14 protein-coding genes are annotated in these 19,539 nt (G+C 72.2%); 8 read left to right on the top strand and 6 right to left on the bottom strand.

The window, feature by feature from the left end:
- Positions 1-38: 38 nt before the first annotated feature.
- Positions 39-1,856, top strand: coding sequence for a helix-hairpin-helix domain-containing protein (locus ABH920_RS35895; RefSeq protein WP_370353715.1), 1,818 nt, complete (start codon positions 39-41; stop codon positions 1,854-1,856).
- Positions 1,857-1,942: 86 nt separating this feature from the next.
- Here the strand turns inward: ABH920_RS35895 and ABH920_RS35890 are convergent, their stop codons facing one another.
- The 3 genes from ABH920_RS35890 to ABH920_RS35880 all read right to left on the bottom strand — a co-directional run bounded on the left by ABH920_RS35890 (position 1,943) and on the right by ABH920_RS35880 (position 7,046).
- The gene (locus ABH920_RS35890) at positions 1,943-2,785 is read right to left on the bottom strand and encodes an SGNH/GDSL hydrolase family protein (protein WP_370353714.1); all 843 of its coding nucleotides are present in this window, start codon (positions 2,783-2,785) and stop codon (positions 1,943-1,945) included.
- 147 nt (positions 2,786-2,932) lie between these two features.
- Positions 2,933-4,996, bottom strand: a complete 2,064-nt coding sequence (gene murJ, locus ABH920_RS35885; RefSeq protein ID WP_370353713.1) for a murein biosynthesis integral membrane protein MurJ — start codon at positions 4,994-4,996, stop codon at positions 2,933-2,935.
- Positions 4,997-5,096: 100 nt separating this feature from the next.
- On the bottom strand, positions 5,097-7,046 hold the full coding sequence (locus tag ABH920_RS35880; RefSeq protein ID WP_370353712.1) for a serine/threonine-protein kinase: 1,950 nt from the start codon (positions 7,044-7,046) through the stop codon (positions 5,097-5,099).
- A 322-nt stretch (positions 7,047-7,368) separates the two neighbouring features.
- Between ABH920_RS35880 and ABH920_RS35875 the strand changes: the two genes are divergently transcribed.
- Positions 7,369-7,659 carry an SHOCT domain-containing protein gene (locus ABH920_RS35875; RefSeq protein ID WP_370353711.1) on the top strand — a complete coding sequence of 97 codons (291 nt, stop codon included), beginning with the start codon at positions 7,369-7,371 and terminating at the stop codon, positions 7,657-7,659.
- 236 nt (positions 7,660-7,895) lie between these two features.
- On the opposite strand, the gene ABH920_RS35870 is transcribed toward ABH920_RS35875, so the two are convergent.
- The gene (locus tag ABH920_RS35870) at positions 7,896-8,558 is read right to left on the bottom strand and encodes a hypothetical protein (protein ID WP_370353710.1); all 663 of its coding nucleotides are present in this window, start codon (positions 8,556-8,558) and stop codon (positions 7,896-7,898) included.
- Positions 8,559-8,723: 165 nt separating this feature from the next.
- On the opposite strand from ABH920_RS35870, the gene ABH920_RS35865 reads away from it, so the two are divergent.
- Together ABH920_RS35865 and ABH920_RS35860 are read left to right on the top strand one after the other, a co-directional pair.
- Complete coding sequence (locus tag ABH920_RS35865) at positions 8,724-9,575, top strand: alpha/beta fold hydrolase (protein ID WP_370353709.1); 852 nt, start codon at positions 8,724-8,726, stop codon at positions 9,573-9,575.
- 90 nt (positions 9,576-9,665) lie between these two features.
- Complete coding sequence (locus ABH920_RS35860; protein ID WP_370353708.1) at positions 9,666-10,751, top strand: hypothetical protein; 1,086 nt, start codon at positions 9,666-9,668, stop codon at positions 10,749-10,751.
- Positions 10,752-10,865: 114 nt separating this feature from the next.
- Here ABH920_RS35860 and ABH920_RS35855 read toward each other — a convergent pair whose 3' ends face one another.
- The gene (locus ABH920_RS35855) at positions 10,866-14,171 is read right to left on the bottom strand and encodes an FAD-binding and (Fe-S)-binding domain-containing protein (RefSeq protein ID WP_370353707.1); all 3,306 of its coding nucleotides are present in this window, start codon (positions 14,169-14,171) and stop codon (positions 10,866-10,868) included.
- A gap of 148 nt (positions 14,172-14,319) precedes the next feature.
- Here ABH920_RS35855 and ABH920_RS35850 point away from each other — a divergent pair, with 148 nt between their 5' ends.
- Positions 14,320-15,117: a VOC family protein gene (locus ABH920_RS35850; protein ID WP_370353706.1), complete on the top strand. Its 798-nt coding sequence runs from the start codon at positions 14,320-14,322 to the stop codon at positions 15,115-15,117.
- Positions 15,118-15,213: 96 nt separating this feature from the next.
- Here ABH920_RS35850 and ABH920_RS35845 read toward each other — a convergent pair whose 3' ends face one another.
- Positions 15,214-15,960, bottom strand: a complete 747-nt coding sequence (locus ABH920_RS35845) for an ABC transporter ATP-binding protein (RefSeq protein ID WP_370353705.1) — start codon at positions 15,958-15,960, stop codon at positions 15,214-15,216.
- 166 nt (positions 15,961-16,126) lie between these two features.
- Between ABH920_RS35845 and ABH920_RS35840 the strand changes: the two genes are divergently transcribed.
- The 3 genes from ABH920_RS35840 (at position 16,127) to ABH920_RS35830 (ending at position 19,538) form a co-directional block, all read left to right on the top strand.
- Positions 16,127-16,606, top strand: coding sequence for an Rrf2 family transcriptional regulator (locus ABH920_RS35840; protein ID WP_370353704.1), 480 nt, complete (start codon positions 16,127-16,129; stop codon positions 16,604-16,606).
- A 74-nt stretch (positions 16,607-16,680) separates the two neighbouring features.
- The gene (locus tag ABH920_RS35835) at positions 16,681-17,928 is read left to right on the top strand and encodes an MFS transporter (protein WP_370353703.1); all 1,248 of its coding nucleotides are present in this window, start codon (positions 16,681-16,683) and stop codon (positions 17,926-17,928) included.
- Positions 17,925-19,538 (top strand): beta-N-acetylhexosaminidase, encoded by a 1,614-nt coding sequence (locus ABH920_RS35830; RefSeq protein WP_370353702.1) that lies wholly within the window; start codon positions 17,925-17,927, stop codon positions 19,536-19,538. Before ABH920_RS35835 ends, ABH920_RS35830 begins: the two co-directional genes overlap by 4 nt.
- Position 19,539 lies beyond the last annotated feature (1 nt).

The following is a 19,539-nucleotide window of genomic DNA, read 5'->3' as shown; positions in this document are numbered from 1 at the left end:
GAGCACTACCGCAGATACGGATGGAACGAGAAGTGACGATGACCGAACCGGACGCACCGTCCCTGGACCAGCTCCTGGCCTCCGCCGGGGCGCCGGGCGACCTGGCCCCGCGGGTGGCCGCGACGCTCGGCGAGCAGGCCGCGGCCCGGCTGGCCGCCGACCCGTGGCTGATCCTGTCGGTGCCCGGCGTGCGCCCCGAGGCCGCCGACGGCTTCGCACGCAGCGTGCTCGGCGGGACCGCGGGCCCGCAGGACCCGCGGCGGGCGCGGGCGGTGCTGGCCTGGCTGCTGGACCGCGCGGCCCTGGACGGGCACACCGCGCAGCCGGCCGACGTGCTGTGCTCGGCGCTGGGCACGCTCGGCTTCGGCGACCCGGCCGGGGCGCTGCAGGCGGCGCTGGAGGAGGGCGACATGCTCGCGTTCTCCAACGCGGTCGAGGAGGAGGACGAGGACGGCTCCGGCGCCGGTCCCGCCGAGGAGCCCGGCGGCGCCTCCGGTCTGATGATCAGCCGGGAGCGCTACGCCTTCGCCGAGGAGGGCGTCGGCGAGGCGATCCAGCGGCTGCTGGCCACCCCCGAACCGCTCGGCGAGGGCTGGGAGCGGCTGGACGTCACCGGCGACCGCATCCACGGCGAGCTGCGCGACAGCGTCGGGTCCTCCGGGCTGACGCTGGTCGCGACCGCGCCGGGGATCGCCAAGACGGCGCAGATCGCCGGGTTCGCCGAGGCCGCGGCGGCGGCCGGGGTGCCGGTGGCGATAATCGGCGGGAACGCGGCCAGCGTGCGGACGCTGAACCGCGAGCTCGGCGGGACCGAGCTGACGGTGCTGTCGGTGCGGGAGTACCTGGCCTCGCTGGGGCGCGGGGAGGACGCGGAGGCGGCGAGCGCCGAGACGGTGCCCGGCCCGCGCGGCGGCGCGGCGGCCGCCGAGCCCGGCCCGACCGGCGAGGCGGATGCCGAAGCCAAAGCTGCCGAAGCCGCCGAAGCCGCCGAAGCCACGAGCTCTGACACCGCCGAGCCGACGGCCGACGCGGATGCCGAAGCCGGCGCGGATGCCGCTCCGGGTGCCGGCGCCGAGGCCGAAGCGCCCGAACCCCCCGCCGTCGAGTTCGCCGACCCCCAGCCCGGCCTGGTCGTCGTCTCCGCGGCGCACCAGATCGACGCCGAGGACCTGGCCGCCCTGCTCGACGCGGTCCCCGAGGGCATGCGCGTGCTGCTGGCCGGCGACCCCGCCGAGCCCGGCCCGGCCGGCCCCGGCCAGCCGTTCCGCGACCTGCTCGAGACCCGCTCGGAGGCGCTGCTGGCGTACACCTCCGACGGCCGCGTCCCGCGCGTGCGCGCCGCCGACTCCGAGCCGCACCCGCTCACCGACCTGCGCTTCTCGCTGCGCGAGGGCGAGCTGCCGCCGCCGGAGAACGATCCGGAGAAGCGGCTGGTGATCGTGCCGGTCCGCGACGCCTCGGAGGCCGTGGCGCGCGCCGTGCAGCTGGCCGCGGACTCGATCCCGCGCACCTTCGGCATGACGCCGGACGACATCCAGGTGGTGACCATCCGCGCCACCGGCGACGCCGGCGCCGAGACCGTCACCCGGGCACTGCGCGAGCGGCTGGGCACCGAGCAGGTCAGGGCCCTGACCGCGCGCGAGGCGATGGGCGGCACGTGGCCGGCGGCCGTGGTGGTGCTGGACGGCCCGTCCTCCGGCAGCCTGACCCGGGCCCTGGTGTACGGCCTGTGCGGGCTGGCCGAGCGGCACCTGTCGATCGTGCACGGCGCGGGTTCGGCGCTGCCGCAGGCCGTGGCGAACGTCCCGGACCGGCCGCGGCACACCCGGCTGCCGGCCGTTCTGCGGGAGCTGTAGCCGCTGGCGACAAACCACGCAAAGAACCGCGCCGGGCCCCAAGGGAGGGGTCCGGCGCGGTTCTGTTATCAGAGTGCGTGCGCGCCTCAGCCGGTGACGGAGTCCATCGCCGGCAGGTAACCGCCGGACTGGCCGGCGGACGTCGGGTGGTAGGACTCGGTGACGTCGCTGACGCTCACCGAGTGCAGCCACTCGTTGAAGAAGTCGCACAGCTCGTGGCCGGAGAAGTTGCTGCGCACGTCGGCGTAGGAGTCGCCGGCGTTCTGCGCCGCGGTCTGGATGACGCTGTCGAGCGTGTCGGCGGCGTTGTTCAGCGCGGTCCGGTCGGTGGTGGACAGGCCCGGGCAGATCCAGGAGTTGCCCAGGTCGTACAGCTCGGGGTAGCCCATCACGACGACCTGCGCGTTGGGCGCGGCGTTGGCGATCGCGGAGAAGGTGTTCGCCAGCTTGCCCGGCAGCGTCGACTTGGCCGCCGCGGTGGCGGTGTTGATGGCGCTCAGGCAGGCGCTGTCGGACTGCAGGACGCAGGTCTGCATCACCGAGGAAAAGCCGACGTCGTTGCCGCCGATGGTGATCGACACCAGGTTGGTCGACGAGCTCAGCGCCGAGATCTGGCTGTTCAGCACGTCCGCGGTGGTGGCGCCGGAGCAGGCCACCGAGGTGTAGCTGGCCGGGCTGTGCGCGTTGGCCCACAGCTGGGAGTACGCGAGCGTGCTGCGCAGGCAGTTGCCCGAGGACGAGATGTACGATCCGGAACCGACGCCGGAGGAGTAGGAGTCACCGAGCGCGACGTAGTTCACGCCGCCGGCGGCCGCGGCGTTGGTCGCCAGGACGGTCGTGAAGGCGGTCGTCACCGCGGCCAGGACGAGCAGCGTCCGCTTGAGCACGGGGCGTCGCGTCCGCGTCCGCTTGTGGGGACGAGGGAGCACAGGAAACCTCCATGTGGGGGTGGATGGGGGTGCGCTGCGGAAGAGAATGGCACCCCATCAGGACCCTGTGAAGGCCAAGTTACCAACGAGTTTTGACGAGTGGGTAACTTCTTGGTTGGCAGGTCAGGACGTTTCGGTTCAATCACCTCATCCCAGCTTGGGAATCAACCCCGTGATCCGGCGCCGCACCCGCCGCGTCAACTGCTCCACCTCCGCCACCCGCAGCGCCTTGGCCGCCAAAACGTAGACAACGACCAGAGCCGTGCCCCCGGCCGCGGCGGCCAGCATCGAGCCGGGGCGCGCGGTCCCGGCGAGCGCCCCCACGTCCTGCGCCACCGCGTAGGCCAGCGCCCCGGCCACGGTCGCGGCGAGCAGTAGACGGCGGTAGACCCATGACACGCCCTTGCCGGGTGCCGCCGAGGCTGCTGCCGAGGACCCGGCGGACCCGCGCGCCACGGATGCCACGGGCGCCACGGCCAGCCGGGACCGCAGCCGCCGCACCGACCAGACCAGCCCGATCGCCGAGGACAGCCCGGAGCCGGCGGCCATCACCACGACCTGCCAGCGCGTACCGCCCAGGGCCTCGGTGGCGCCGATCGCGATCGCGGCGTTCACCGTGCCGGTGATCAGGCCGATGGTGAAGGGGGTCCGGGTGTCGCCGAAGGCGTAGAACCCGCGCAGGATCACGTACTGCGCGGAGAACGGGATCAGGCCGAGGCCGAACGCGGCGAGCATGTGTCCGATCCCGTACGCCTGCGTCACGTCGGTCTTGCCGTAGCCGAACAGCACCACGGCGAACTGCGGGCCCAGCGCCAGAAACGCGAAGGCGCACGGCACGATCGCCGCGCCCGAGACGCGCAGTCCGAGCGAGAGGTCACGGCGGACCGCGGCCGGGTCGTCGTCGGCGGCGGCCCGGCTCATCCGCGGCAGCAGCATCGTCAGCAGCGACACGGTGATGACCGACTGCGGCAGGATCCAGACCTGCTGGGCTTTGGAGTAGGCGGCGTAGCCGACCGCCTCGTTCTTGAAGACCGGGTTCTCGTCCACGCCGCTGGCCAGGTGTATCACCAGGAGGTTGACCGCCTGCCCGACCAGCATGTACGCCAGCGTCCACTTCGCCGGGGCGGCGGCCTGTCGCAGTCCCGCGCCGCGCCAGTCGAAGCTGGGCCGGTAGCGCACGCCGGATCCGGCCAGGAACAGCACCACGACGGCCGCCTGCACGACGACTCCGGCAGTCGTCCCGACGCCGATGAACATGCTCTGCGAAGCGCTGAGCGTGAGGTTGCCGTCCGGGCCGGTCTTCGCCCCGCCGACCGCGATGAACCCGGCGAACACCGCGACCACCACGAGGTTGTTCAGCACCGGCGCCCACGCGGCCGGCCCGAACCGGCCGCGCGCCCCGAGCACCTGGCCCACGAGCGCGAAGACGCCGTAGAAGAAGATCTGCGGCATGCAGTAGCGCGCGAACGACACGGCCAGCTCCCGGTGCGCGGAGCTCAGCCCGCCGGCCGTGGCCGCGACGATCCACGGCGCCGCGACCGTCGCCACCGCGGTCACGACGAGCAGCGCACAGAACACCAGCGTCAGCAGCCGGTTGACGTAGGCGGCGCCGCCGTCGGGGTCGCGCCGCATGGCCGCGACCAGCTGCGGCATGAAGACGGCGTTCAGAGCCCCGCCGATGATGAGGAAGTAGATCATGTTCGGCAGGGTGTTGCCGACGGTGAAGGCGGTCGCCAGCGCCGCCGACCCGAGCGCCGCAGCCTGCAGGAGTTGGGCGAGCATGCCGCCGACGCGGGAGACGACGGTCGCGGTCGCCATCGCGGTGGTGGAGCGGGCGCCGCTGGCGGTTTTGGTTTTGGCTGTGGCTTTGGCTGTGGCACGCCGAGGTAGAGGTCGAGCGGTTGTGCCGTCGGCGGCTTCGCTCAGGGTTCCAGGCGTGTCGGCTTCAGCCGCAGCGGCCGGCCACCACAGGTCCTCCAGCCCGAAGTCCAGCCGGTTCGCGCTCCCACTCCCCTGCCCTTGCTCCGCCCCGCGCACTGCCGGCCCCTGCACCTGCCCGCGCCGCAACGGCATCAACTCGGTGAGGCGGTCCGAGTCGGTGATGACGCGCAGCATCCCGGTGTCCCAGTCGCCCGGGACGGCCGGGACTTCGTACCGTCCGGCGTTGACGGCTGCGGCGTGCGCGTATTGGCGTGGGTCGGGCTCGCTCACTCTTCCCCCTGTCAGGACCTTGAGTGAGCCAAGCTACCAACGGAGCGCGGTGAAGGAGACGGCACACAACCGGGCGACAGCCCGCGACAACCGCGACGAGCTACGACTGCGGATACCGCTGAATGATCTTCCCCTTCAGATCCGCGATGAGATACCCGCTCCGGTAGTCGTCGCCGACATAGACCTTCATGCTCACCGAGTGATCGATGATGTCGGACTCGACGATCACGTAGTGGTACTTCGGGTTCTTCACGTTCAGCGTGCTGTCGGCGTCCTTGAGCAGCGCCGGCAGGGCGTCCCAGTCCACCGTCGTCGGGTCGATGGCCGGCTCGCCGTCGTCCAGGGTGCTGCCGGTCATGGAGAAGGAGGCCTGGCCGTTGTTGAAGGAGTAGGTGTCGTAGACGGTGGAGTCCGTCTTCTTGATCACGTCGAAGCTCGCGTGGTCGTCGTACACGGTCATCGACGCCACGCGGTTGCCGCCGCTGACCGCGAAGATCTGGCCGATCACCGCGCGCACGCCGGCCGGGGTCAGCAGGTGCTGGGTCGCGGTCGAGGAGCCGCTGTCGGCCGAGCCCTGCGAGGAGGTCTGGGCCGAGGTCGGCCCGGAGCTCGCCTGCGAGGAGCCGTTGGCCTGCACGCTCGGGAACGTCGGCATCGAGAACGTCGGGGCGTTGTTCGCCGCCCCGTTGCCGGCCTGCTGGTTGGCGTGGCTCTCGGCGCGCGTCGTGGCCCAGACCGAGAAGCCCATCACGCCCAGGACGGCGACCGTGGAGATGGTCGACAGCCGGAAGGCCTTCGAGCGGTACTTCGACGCCTCCTCGGCGCTCATGCCGCCGGGGTAGGAGGAGCCGTTGCCGTAGGGGTTGATCGGCGGGCGGCCGGGCGGGCCACCGGGTATCTGGTCGGTGACCGGGAACTGGCCGGTGCCGCCGAACTGCTGGGTCTGCGGCCACGCGTCGTAGCCCGGGGAGCCCGGGGAGCCCGGGGAGCCCGGGGAGCCCGGGGAGCCCGGGGAGCCCGGGGAGCCCGGGGAGCCCGCGTAGCCCGCCGGGTAGCCGTGGGAGCCCGGCGCGGGCACGTTGCCGGTGCCCGACATGCCGCCCTGGCCGCCCTGCATGCCGCCCGGCATCCCGCCGTGCATCCCCCCGGCCATCCCGCTGCCCGGCATCCGCGGCCCCGGAATCGGCGCCTGGAAAGCGGTCACGTTCTGCCCGGCCTCGACCTGCGCCAGCATCGCGTCCAGCTGCTCGGCCGACGGCCGCCGCGACGGGTCCGGCACCAGCAGCGCGGTCAGCACCGGCGCCATCGCGCCGCTGCGGAACGGCGGCGGGACGTAGCCCTCGGACACCGCGGCGATGGTCGCGATCGTGGTCTCGCGGCTGAGCGGGTTGCGGCCCTCCAGGCCGACGTACAGCATCAGCCCCAGCGACCACAGGTCCGAGGACGGGTTGCCCTCCATGCCGTGCACGCGCTCGGGCGCCATGTACTCCGGCGAGCCGATCAGCATCCCGGTCGCGGTGAGCCCCGGCGAGGCCTCCAGCGCGGCGATACCGAAGTCGGTGAGCACCGGCGTGCCGTTCTCGCGCAGCAGCACGTTCGCCGGCTTCACGTCCCGGTGCTGGATCCCGGCGGCGTGCGCGGCCCGCAGCGCGCCCAGCACGCCCCGCCCGATCCGCAGCGCCTCGGGCACGGTCAGCAGCCGCTCGTCCAGCAGCGAGTCCAGCGACCCGCCGCTCACCAGCTCCATCACCAGCCAGGGATGCGCCAGCTCGGAGGAGTCGACGATGTGGAAGATCGTGACGACGTTCGGATGCTGCAACCGCGCCAGCGCCTGCGCCTCGCGCAGCACGCGCTCGCGCACGACGCGCTGCTCGGCCGGGTCACTGCCGTGCACCGACGCGTCCGGCGTCCGCACCTCCTTCAACGCCACCTCGCGCTGAAGCATCAGGTCGCGTGCCCGCCACACCAACCCCATACCGCCGCCGCCGAGCCGCTGCAGCAGCTCAAAGCGCCCGTCGATCACGTATCCGCCCTGGTCCCCTCCGGTCATGTGCGAAGTCTAGGGTCCGGGGCGGACAGTTCTTGTGGGTCTAAACATCGTCACCAAACCGGGATGTAGCGCGGTCAGTCCCCGGATTCCCGACGTATGCGGGCATGCAAACAGCCGGCCTCCCAGCGGCGCGCCAGGCATTCATAGCCTTCGGCGCCCACTAACCGAGGTGACCTCAGAGGACTTTGCGGGATTGGCGACAGCCGCCGCATAACGCATGCGAAGTCTCGGAGCAGAACACTACAATGAGTGCCCGCTTTCCCGCACCTTTAGAGAGGACCCGCCTGTGGGACTGATACGGAAGACCATGTCGCTGTCCAGCATGGGACTCATCGACTTCCGCAGCGACAAGGAGCGGATCGCGCGGAACACCAAGAAGACCGCGAAGAACACCCGAGAGTCTCTGAAGCTGGCAAGGCAGCAGGCTCAGGCTCCCGCGCAGGTCGTGTACGCGCCTCAGCCCAGCTACCCGCAAGTCGCCTACGGCAGCGCACCTCAAGCCGCACCGGCCGCCGACCCCGTCGAGCGTCTACGCCAGCTTGGCGAACTGCGCGCCGCAGGAACGATCACCGACGAAGAGTTCAACCGGCTTAAGGCACAAATAATCGGGTAGGAGCGTCTTTGATGAAGCCCCCGCCCACTATCGTCGGGGGCTTTTTAGTTGCGAGTTTTCTATAAGCGGATTGCTAAACACTTACGCCGTCGGCTGGATGTGGCACCAAAGGTCATCCACCGCAGACAGCGGCGCGTCCTGAACGTGTGCCAGCACGCCGCGACCCCTGCCCCGCGGTCACTCCCGTGCGAGTGCCTTCGCGGTTCAGGGGTCGCGTCTTGAAGATCGGCGCCGTGCTAAACGACCTCGATCCCGTCGATCTCGTCCTCCGACCCGTCCTCGGCGAACGTGTCGAAGTACTCGTCGTCCTCCTCCTCGTCGCCGATCACGTCGAAGCGGCAGACGATCCGCTCCGGGTCGGCGTCGGAGAACGGGTCCTCGAACCACTGCTCGTCGGCGACGGCCTCCGGGTCGGTGGCCAGGACCCAGGTGGTGCCGTCGCCCGGGAGCAGGCCTAGTTCGTCGGAGCGGTTGTGGATCTCGTCGGGGTCGAACACGTCGAACAGCGCCGCCAGCGAGCCCGCGACCGTGCTGATGTCCACCTCCGGGTCGACCGCGCCGGCGGCCAGGCCGCGGGCCGCGCCGAGCAGCCGCCCCGGGTGCTCGATCTGGTAGTCGCGGCGGATCAGGACGCTGATCGCCTCCGGGTTGTCCGGGTCCGCGGCCACCTCGGCGTACTGGCTCGGGATCTCGAACGGCGTGACCTCGTTGTACGTGTCGTACAGCGCGTCGTCGTAGGACTCGGCGGCGGCGGCCATGGCCAGGAACGCTGTGCGCACGGCCGGGTCGCTCTCGTCCGACCGGCCTTCCACCGCGGCCAGGTGGGCGTCGATCGCGGCTTTGAGGGCGTCGGCGGCCGAGCGGACGTCGGCGGCGGTGGGGGCGGTCGGTTCAGACATGAGGTAGACGGTATCCGGTCTTGGCCGTGTCGGCTCGCAATACCCGCCTGCGCGCTGGCAAGAAGGCACGCACTTGTCAGCCCCATGGACGACACGGCGAGGGCTCGGTAGCGTCGCTGCAGGCGAGGCGGTCGCCCGGCCGCCGGCAAAGCACAGGGGGCGCACATGCGCGCGTACCACGTCACCATCGGCGCATACGAGTTCGCGGCCACCGAAGAAGGCCCGCAGACCGGCCCCCCGGTGGTCCTGCTGCACGGCTTCCCGCAGACCTCGGCCAGTTGGCAGGCGACCAGCAGGCTGCTGGCCGCCGAAGGCCTGCGCACCATCGCCCTGGACCAACGCGGCTACTCCCCCGGCGCGCGCCCGACCGAGGTCGCCGAATACCACGTCGACCGGCTCGTCGAGGACGTGGTCGGCCTGCTGGACGCCCTGCACCTGCCCAGCGCGCACCTGGTCGGGCACGACTGGGGCGCGATCGTCGCCTGGCACGCCGCGGTGGCGCACCCGGACCGTTTCAGGACGTTGACCGCCGTCTCGGTGCCGCACCTGCGCGGCTTCTACAAGGTCCTGGCCGCCGACACCCCCGAAGGCGAGGACCAGCGGCAGCGCTCGGCGTACGTGCAGCTGTTCCGCATGGAGGACAAGGCGGAGGACGTGCTGCTGGCGAACAGCGCCCGCTCGCTGCACGACCTGTTCTCCCCGCTGCCGGAATCGGCGGTCCTGCCGCACTACGCGGCCCTGAGCCAGCGTCCGACGCTGACCGCCGCGCTGAACTGGTACCGCGCGATCGACGCCAAGCAGTCGGCGACGCTGGGGAACGTGCGGATCCCGACGACGTTCGTGTGGTCCACCCAGGACATCGCGATCGGCCGCGCCGCCGCCGAGGGCTGCGCGCGGAACGTCTCGGGCCCGTACCGCTTCATGGAACTGGAAGGCGTCAGCCACTGGATCCCGGATCAGGCGCCGGTGGAGTTGGCGCGCGCCGTGGTCGAGCGCGTTCGCTCCGTGGAGAATTGAGGACAAACTCCGCACGAGGCGTGAGTCCGGTCACAAAACCCGGGCCTTGATTCGAGAATCGGTGGTGCGGCTTGGAAAACTGATGAGCGTATGACTACGCCGACGAATGAGAACCGAGACACCGACCGCACCGAAGCCACCGACAGCACCGCCCCCGAGGGGCGGCACAGACTCGACCTGTCGGTCACCAAGATCGCGGCCAGTGCCTGCGCCGCCGCCCTGGCCGCCGCGGTGGGTTCGCAGCTCGGCGTGGCCGGCACGATCGCCGGCGCCGCGGTCGCCAGCGCCGTGGCGACGTCGGCCGGCGCGTTGATCGGGCACTCGCTGGAGCGCGGGAAGACCGTGGCCCGCAAGGCGATGCCGGCGCTGGATCCGGAGCAGCTGGAGACGGCGATCCTGTCGCGGGCTCGGGGCGCGCGCGCCGAGCGAGCCGCGCGGGTCGAGGCGCACCCGCGGATCGATGAGCCCGCGGCGTTGACGCGGGTCGACGAGACGCTGCTGATCCGGCCGCTGACGGATCGGGCGGTCGCCGACCACGGGCTGGACGAGACGGTCGTGCTCGACCGCGGAACGTACGGCGCGACCAACGGCGCGATGTACGGCGCGATCGGCCCAAGCGCGCAGACCGTCCCGCTGCCGAGAATCACCACCGACGACCCGCCGCGCACGTGGAAGGACCGCCTCCCGGGCCGCAAGCCGCTGATCGCGGCGGCCGTGGCGAGCTTCCTGATCGGTACCGGCGCGGTCACGGCGCTGGAGGTCGCGCGCAAGGGCGAGTTCCCCGGCTACCACAGCAACGTGTTCACCAACGACCCCGGGCGCAGCGGCGGCTCGAACAACCAGCCCGCGCCGGAGAACCCCGGCGGGAACGGCACGCACGAGGACACGACGCCTTCGCAGAAGCCGGACTCGCCGCCGAGCTCGTCGGGGTCCGGCGGCCAGACGCCGAGCACGACGCCGTCGACGCCCTCCACCTCCGGCTCGACGCCGAGCGCCCCGAGCACGCCCTCGACGACCCCGTCGACCGGCCCCACGGGATCCTCGACCGCGCCGACGACGCCGCCGACCAGCAACCCGAACCCGACGACGGCGCCGAGCAGTTCCGGCGCTGCGACGCCGAGCCAGTCGGCGACGGGGCTGGGGAAGGCCACGCCGAGCGGCGGGCCCACGGGCTGAGGCGCGCTCGCGGCCGTTCCAGCACGGCTTCTGCGCGCACCGCCAAACCAGCCTGTGCCTTGCGAGCCAAGACACCCCGCCCGAAGCGCTCGGTGAGAAGCGCGCCGGCGGTCGTCACGCGTCCGGAGTCGGCAACCCGGCCGCCAACACCTCCGCGACATGCCACACCCGGCGCTCGGCCACCGCCTGCTCGACCTGGGTCCGGCAGCTGAACCCGTCGGCGATGAGCAGCGTGTCGGCCGAGGCCGCGCGGATCGCCGGCAACAGGTTCAGCTCGGCGACCGCCATCGACACCTCGTAGTGACCGTCGGTGACGCCGAAGTCCCCGGCCAGCCCGCAACAGCCGGACACCACGCGCGCGTCCACCCCGGCGCGCGCCAGCAGGTCCACCTCCGCCTCGCCGGTGGCGCCGCCCGCGTACTGGTGGCAGTGGATCTGGATCAGAGCCTTGTGGCCGCTCCACGGCGAGGCCGGCGGACGCCAGTCCGGCGCGTGCACCGCCAGGAACTGCGCCGGGCCGGTCACCAGCTCCGCGGCGCGCGCCGCCAACGGATGCGACGGCAGCAACTCGGTCAGCTCCTCCCGCAACGCCGCCGCGCAGCTGGGCTCCGGCACGATGATCGGCAGCCCGGCCTCCACGGCGGGGCCCATCGCCTCCAGCGTCCGCGCCAGCACCCGGCGCGCGACGCCGAGCTGCCCGGTCGAGATCCACGTGAGGCCGCAGCAGCCGGTGCGCGGCGGTAGCAGGACGCGGAAGCCCGCCGAGCGCAGGACGGCGATCAGCGCCTCGCCGACCGACGGGGTGAAGTTCTCCGTGAAGGTGTCGGCCCAGAGCACGACCGTCGGTGTGCCGGACAGCTCCCACAATGCGGATGCCGACCAGGTGCCGGCTTGGCCGGACGGGGCAACACTGGCCGACAACCCAGGACCAAACGAGTTCAGCCCGCCGGCAGCCAAGGAATCCGCCGCCACCGCACCGACGCCCGCCTTCGAGCCCACCGGCGCACCGGCACCATCCAAGCCCGGCCCGCCGGCCAAAGAACCCACACCCGCGCCACCCGCACCCCGCCCGACAACACCCGACTGCTGCCCCGCGCCATCCGAGCCCGGCCCGCCGACCAAAGAACCCGCCGCCGCACCCGCACCATCCACACCCAGTCCGACATCAACCGGCACTCCCGCAAGCTGCCCCGCGACATCCGGCCCCACCCCACCACCCGGCTTGAACCCCGCCGGACCGCCCGCCGCCACCGCCACAGCCCCCGTTCCCGCGCCGCCCGGCCGCCGCCCGGCCCGGGCAACCGCCGCCGCATCCCCCACCCGCCGCGAAAAAGACCGCGCCGCGAACCGCGGCAACCCCCGCTCCGCCGCGATCCCCCCGGCCCGCTTCAGCACCGGCGCCAGCCGCGACCCCAGCACCCGGTTCACCACCCGCGGCGCGAACCCGGCCAGCCGCGCCCACACCGGCAGCCAGCCCAGCGAGTAGTGCGCCGCCGGCCGCGGCCGCCCCCGGTAGTGCTGGTACAGCACCTCCGTCTTGTACGCCGCCATGTCCACCCCGACCGGGCAGTCCGTCTTGCACCCCTTGCACCCCAGGCACAGGTCCAGCGCGTCCAGCACCTCCGGCGCCCGGTAGCCGCCGCGCACGCTTCGGCCGTCCAACATCTCCTGCAGCACCCTGGCACGCCCGCGTGTCGAGTCCTTCTCGTCCCCGGTCGCCCGGAACGACGGGCACATCACCCCGCCGACCGCGCTGCGGCACTTGCCCACCCCCACGCACCGCCGCACCGCACGCCCGAAGTCCCCGTCGTCGGCCAGCAGTGCCAACTCCGGCGGCGCCGCCTGCACCACCCCCGGCGCGCGCAGATCGGCGGCGAAATCGCGCGGCGCCACCAGGATCCCGGGGTTCAGCACCCCGTCCGGGTCGAACGCCGCCTTGCACTCGGCGAACGCCTCCAGCAGCTCGGCGCTGTACATCGCCGCCAGCAGCGCCGACCGCGCCTGCCCGTCCCCGTGCTCGCCCGACACCGACCCGCCGTGCGTCACCACCAGCGCCGTCGCCGCCGCCGTGAACTCCGCGAACTGCTGCCGCCCGGAGACGGTCTGCAGGTCGTGGTCGATCCGCACGTGCAGACACCCCTCCCCGAAGTGCCCGAACACCGTCCCCTTGCGCCCGGCGCTGTGCATCAGCGCCTCGAACCCGCGCAGGTAGTCCGCCAGCCGCTCCGGCGGCACCGCGGCGTCCTCGAACCCCGGCCACGCCTCGGCCCCCTCCGACGTCCGCGTCGCCAGCCCCGCGCCGTCCTCGCGGATCCGCCACAGCTCCCGCTGCTCGCCGTCCGCGACGACCACTCGCGTGGCGTGCGCCCCCTCCAGGTCCGCGACAATCGCCGCCGCCTGGTCCGCCGTCGTCTCGATGAACAGCCATCCCCCGCCGGACGGCAGCGAGGACGGCAGCGGCCGCTTGCGCCGCGCCGCCCACACGTCGGCCAGCTCCGCCCCCAGCCCCTCGATCGCCGAGGGCTGATGCGGCAGGACCCGCGGCACGTCGGCCGCCGCCGTGACCATGTCCGGATACGCGGCCACCACCAGCACCCGCTCGCGCAGCACCGGCACCAGCCGCACCTCGGCCCCGAGTACCACCGCGAGCGTCCCCTCGGAGCCGACGAGCGCCTTGGCGACGTCGAACCCGTTCTCCGGCAGCAGATGCTGCAAGGCGTAGCCCGACACCTGCCGCGGGAAACGTCCCAGCTCGCGCCGAATGGCCTCGCCATAGCGCTCGACCAGCGCCCGCAGCCGCTCGTCGAGCGCTGCGACCCCGCTCGTCCCACGCCGCGCGGTCGTGCGCGTGCCGTCCGCGAGCAGCAGCTCCAGCGCCAGCACGTTGTCCGCGGTCGTCCCGAACGCCAGCGACCGAGCCCCGCAGGCGTTGTTCCCGATCATCCCGCCGACCGTGCACCGCGACGCCGTCGACGGATCCGGTCCGAACCGCAGCCCGTGCGGCGCCGCCTGCGCCTGCAGCACGTCCAGCACGACCCCCGGCTCCACCCGCGCGCTGCGCGTGCCCGCATCCAGCTCCAACACCCGCCCGAAGTACCGCGAGCAGTCCAGCACCAACCCCTCGCCGACGGCGTTCCCGGCCACCGACGTGCCGCCGCCACGCAGCGTCACCGGCACCCCGTGCTCCGCACAGATCCGGACCGCCGCCGCCACCTGTCCGGCGTCGCGCGGGAACCCCACGCCGCGCGGCACGTGCCGGTGGTTGGAGGCGTCGGCGCTGTACTCGGCACGCCGCCGGGCGCCGAACCCGACGTCCAGCCCGGCGTCCGCCAGAGCCTGCCGCCACCGGCGTTCGGCCAGGTCAGAGGCATGGTTCGAGCCGGGCACGGAAGGCTTCGCGAAGGAAGATCGGTCAGGCACGCTCCCAACGTAGCGCCCCGCCCCACAGCCCGGCGGCAGCCGCCGCATTCCGGGGGCGGAACCGGTGCCGGGCGAGTACGTTCGGAGACGAAAAACCCCCGCAAACCCCGTCAGGGGCGATCATGGCCCGGCTGAAGGAGGCTCCGCGATGAAGATGACAGAGTACGTCCCCGGAACACCGTGTTGGGTGGACCTGGGGACCTCGGACCTGGACGGCGCCACGACCTTCTACGGCGGCCTGTTCGGCTGGACCGCGCAGGTCGCCGAGGACCCCGAGGCCGGCGGCTACACCCTGTTCCTGCTCAACGGCGAACAGGTGGCCGGCGTCATGAAGACCATGTCCGCCGAGCAGCCGGTGGCCTGGAGCACCTACGTGGCCGTGACCGACGCCGACGCCACGATGGCCAAGGCCCAAGCCGCCGGCGCCCAGACCATCATGCCCGCGATGGACGTCACCGACGTCGGCCGCATGGCGCTGTTCGCCGACCCCACCGGCGCCGTCCTGGGCCTGTGGCAGCCGCGGTCGATGAAGGGGGCCGGCCTGGTCAACGAGCCCGGCACCCTGACCTGGGACGAGCTGAACACCCGCGACGCCGACGCCGCCAAGGCGTTCTACACCGCGACCTTCGGCTGGGGCGCCGTGACCACCCCGATGGACGGAATGGAGTACACCGAGTTCCAGGTCGACGGCCGCACCGTGGCCGGCCTGATGGTGATGGACGACGAGCACTTCCCGAAGGAGACGCCCCCGCACTGGGCCGTGTACTTCGGCGTCGCCGACTGCGACGCCTCGGTGAAGAAGGTCGGCGAGCTCGGCGGCAAGGTCGTGGTACCCACGACGCCGATCCCGCCCGGACGGTTCGCAGTCTGCCAGGACCCGCAGGGCGGGTACTTCTCGCTGTTCGAGCCGAGCGGGGACCAGCCGGCTGAGGACGCGGCCAGCTGAGGTCTGCTGAGGTCTTCTGAGGTCTTCTTGGGTCCCGTCAGGTGCGTGAGCTCGCATCGGACGGGACCCCTGGCGTTTCACGCCCCCCGCGGTACCTCAGACGTCGGCGCCTCCCGACACCAACAGGTCTTCGGCGCGCCGCGAAGGCGCCGACTCGTCGACGATCAGCCCGTCCCGCAGGAAGACGATGCGATCGGCCCAGCCCGCGTGCCGCGACTCGTGCGTGACTAGAACCCCGGCGGCACCCTCGTCACAACGCTTGCGCAACAACCGCAGCACCGCCTCCCCGGTCTCGGAATCCAGCGCCCCGGTCGGCTCGTCGGTGAGGATCAGACGGCGCGCGCCGATCAGCGCCCTGGCGATGGCGACGCGCTGCTGCTGGCCGCCGGACATCTCGTCGGGGAAGCGGTCGGCCTCGGCGCGCAGGCCGACTTCTTCGAGGGCTGCCAGGGCCTCCTGGCGGGACTTGCGCGCCGACAGGCCGTCCAGCTCGCGCGGCAGCGCCACGTTCTCGGCGGCGGTCAGCGCCGGGATCAGGTTGTAGTCCTGGAAGACGTAGCCGACCGAGCGCCGGCGGATCGCGGCGAGCTGCGCCTTGCTCTGCGAGGCCAGGGTGGTGCCCTCGATGCGCACCTCGCCGGTCGTCGGCATGTCCAGGCCGCCGGCCAGCGACAGCAGCGTCGACTTGCCCGAGCCCGAGGGTCCCATCACGGCCACCAGCTCGCCGGGCGCCACGGCCAGGTCGACACCGCGCAGCGCGTGGACTTCGGCGGCCCCCCTGCCGTGGACCCGGGTCACGGCGCGCAGCTCCAGCACCGGATCAGTCTTCGAATCCCCGTTCATCGTGCTGTGCCCTCCCTGGTGGCTTCCTCTGTCGAGGGTCGGGGCCGCCGACCCGTGACGGCTGCCCGACGTTCAACCTACCGGCAGGGCCTGGCGCACCGCCTCGAAGCTGTCCGGACTTGGCTCGAACCTGCGCCCGACAATCGAGACGTGTAACATCCCGATTATGCAGATGGGCGAGGGCGTCGAATGGGGCCTGCACTGCCTGGTCGCGCTGGCCTGGCTTGAGGACCACGCGCCGGTGGCGACGGGGCGGCTGGCAGAGATCTTCGATCTCCCGCCGGAGTACCTGAAGAAGCGCCTCCAGCCGCTGGTACGCGCAGGGATCCTGACCTCGACGCCCGGCGCGCGGGGCGGCTACGGCCTCGCGCGGACGCCGGAGCAGATCACGCTCATGGACGTCGTGGCCGCCGTCGAGGGCCGGGACGAGGCGTTCCGCTGCACCGAGATCCGGCAGCAGGGCGCCGGGACGCTGGCCGAGGCGACCGAGTTCGGCGAGCCCTGCGGGATCGCGAAGGCCATGCGGCGCGCCGAGATGGCGTGGCGGCGGGAGCTGGCCGCGCAGACGGTCGCCGACGTCATGGGGCAGGCGTCGCGGACGGCGCCGGCGCGGGTGCGGCGCTTCTATCAGGACATCGCGCTTTAACTCAGCTCTCTTCTCTCTTCTTTATCCGACATGCCCGGCCACGGCGGCCGGGCTTTGACGAAAGGTAATTCGGGATGTCTGGTGTCTCGATATCGTTCGATGGTCGTGGCCGAGAACGCGACCACCGCCTCCAAGCCGAACGCCAACGCCAACCCCAACCCCCAAGGGGACTCGGTCGCACGCTGATCCTGGCGCTGGGCACCTTCGCCGTCGGCACCGACGCGTTCGTCCTCGCCGGCTTCCTCCCCGACGTCGCCACGTCCCTGCACACCTCCACCGCGAGCGCCGGGCAGGCCGTGACCGTCTTCGCCGCCGCCTACGCGATCGCCTCCCCAGTGGTCGCCACGCTTACCGCACGCTTCCCCCGCCGGGTTCTGCTCGTCGCCGCCCTGGCCGTCCTGGCCGCCGCCAACGCCGCCTCCGCGCTGGCGCCGAACCTGCCGCTGCTGCTGGCGAGCCGGGTTCTGGCCGCTGCCGGAGCGGCGGGTTACACGCCGACCGCCGGCGCCGTCTCGGCCGCGCTGGTGCGGCCGGAGATGCGGGGGCGCGCGCTGTCGGTCGTCGTCGGCGGGCTGACGGTCGCGACGGCGCTGGGCGTGCCGCTCGGCGACGCGGTGGGTTCGGTGATGGGTTGGCGTGCGGCGCTCTGGCTGGTCGCAGGGCTCTGTCTCGGGACCGCGATCGCCGCGGCCGCGCTGATGCCGAAGCTGCCGGGATCGGCGCCGGTGCCGTTGTCGGCGCGGCTGGCCGCTTTGCGTCGCCCTGGTGTGGCCACGGTGCTTCCGTTGACGGTGCTCGGGATGGCCGCTGCCTACACCGTCTACGCCTACGCGATCCCGGCCCTGCACGCGTTGGGCATCTCGCACGGCGCGACCGCGTGGATCCTGGCGGCGTACGGGGTCGGCGCCATCGCCGGGAACCTCGCGGCCGGTGTCGCCGCCGACCGGCTCGGGCCGACGCGGGTGTTGGCCGCCGGGTACGCGGTGATGGCCGTGAGTCTGGCGGCTTTGGCTCTGCTGGCGGGTACTGGAGTCCACGCGCCTGTGCTCGTCACGCTGCTGGCGGTCGCGTGGGGCGCTTCCACGTGGTGTCAGACCCCGCCGCAACAGCACCGGTTGTTCAGTGCCGCGCCGGCCGAGGCCCCGCTGCTCATGGCGCTGAACGCGTCGGCGATCTACGTCGGGCTCGGGATCGGTACGGCTTCGGGTGGGCTGCTGGTCGGGTCCGGTGCGGCGTGGATGTTCACGGTCGCGGCGATCGTCGCGTGTGTCGCGCTCGGGTGGCTCGGGGTGACGCGGCGGTGGTCTACCCTCGCGGGGTGACCGGCCGACCCCATACGCTCCGGATCGCGGCGGTGATCAGCGTTTCCGCCGCTTTGATCACGCTGTCCGCTTGCAGCGGCACCAAGGCCTCTCCTGCTCCTACCAGCGCCGATAGCACTACGTCCGGGACCTCTTCACCTGCGCCCCCTGTTGACTCGACGGCGCTCGAACGTGTCGTCCCCGAGCCTTCAAGCATCACCGCGGCCGCCGGCACGTTCACCCTCACGGGTGCTACTGAAATCCACTCCTCCCCCGGTGCTGAGGCGGTCGCGGCCGACCTCGCGGCGTACCTCAAGCAGCAGACCGGCCTGGCGCCGCGGATTTTGCAGACCACGCAAAGCACCGACGCCACCATCCGACTCGCCCTCCAGCCCACCGGAGGCGATCCGTCCCTGGGCACGGAGGGCTACGCCCTCGCCGTCACCCCGGCCTCGGTCACGCTCACCGCTGCCACCGACGCAGGGCTCTTCCACGGCGTCCAGACCATCCACCAGCTCCTGATCGGCGCCAAGCTCCAAGCCGGCACGATCACCGACCACCCGCGCTTCGCGTATCGCGGCGTGATGCTGGACGTCGCGCGCCACTTCTACAGCGTGGCCGACGTCAAGGCCTACATCGACGCCGCCGCACTGTACAAGGTCAACAAGTTCCACCTGCACCTCACCGACGACCAGGGCTGGCGGTTCACCGTGCCGGGCTGGCCGAAGCTGGCCACGGTCGGCGGCGCCACGCAGGTCGGCGGCGGTCCCGGCGGGTACTACACGGCGGCGGAGCTGAAGGAGATCGTCGACTACGCTGCGTCGCGGTACATGACGGTGATCCCGGAGATCGACATGCCCGGCCACGTCGGCGCGGCCGCGTCCGCGTACCCGGCGCTGGCCTGCGACGGCAGGCACCACGGCCCGGTGACGTCGGCGTCCCCCGGCTACGACGCACTGTGCACGACGAGTGAATCAACATACAGATTTGTCGATTCAGCGACCAACGCCGCCGCCGACGCCACCCCCGGCCCCTACCTCCACATGGGCGGCGACGAAGCGCAGGCACTGAACCTGACGCAGTACAACGCCTTCGTCCAACGCGCGCAGAACCTCGTCGCCGCCCACGGCCGCACCCCGATCGCCTGGGCCGAGGCCGGCACCGCGCCCCTGCTGCCCCAGACGGTGCTGGAGTACTGGAACACGGCGCAGCCCCAGCCGTACGTGACGCAGGCGGCGGACCAGGGCACAAAGCTGATCATGGCCCCCGGCAACCACGCCTACCTGGACCAGCAGCCAACCCCCGGCTTCCCCCTCGGCCTGCATTGGGCCGGCTACACCCCGGTGTCGAAGGCCTACGCCTGGGACCCGGTGACAGTGCTGCCTGGCATCACACCCTCATCAGTACTCGGCGTCGAGGCACCACTGTGGAGCGAGACAGTGAAGAGCCTCAAGGACGCGGAGACCCTGGCCTACCCCCGCCTCCCCGCCATCGCCGAAATCGGCTGGTCCACACCGAACACCCACAACTGGCCGAAGTTCGCACAACGACTCGCCGACCAGGCGCCGCTGTGGGACAAGCTGGGGATCGCCTACTACAAGTCGCCCGAGATCCCCTGGGGACAGGGCTGAG

It is taken from the genome of Catenulispora sp. EB89, from assembly GCF_041261445.1.
Taxonomy (GTDB): Bacteria; Actinomycetota; Actinomycetes; order Streptomycetales; family Catenulisporaceae; genus Catenulispora.
The sequence above is the reverse complement of the archived record's forward strand: the minus strand, read 5'-3'. Positions and strand labels throughout refer to the sequence as shown.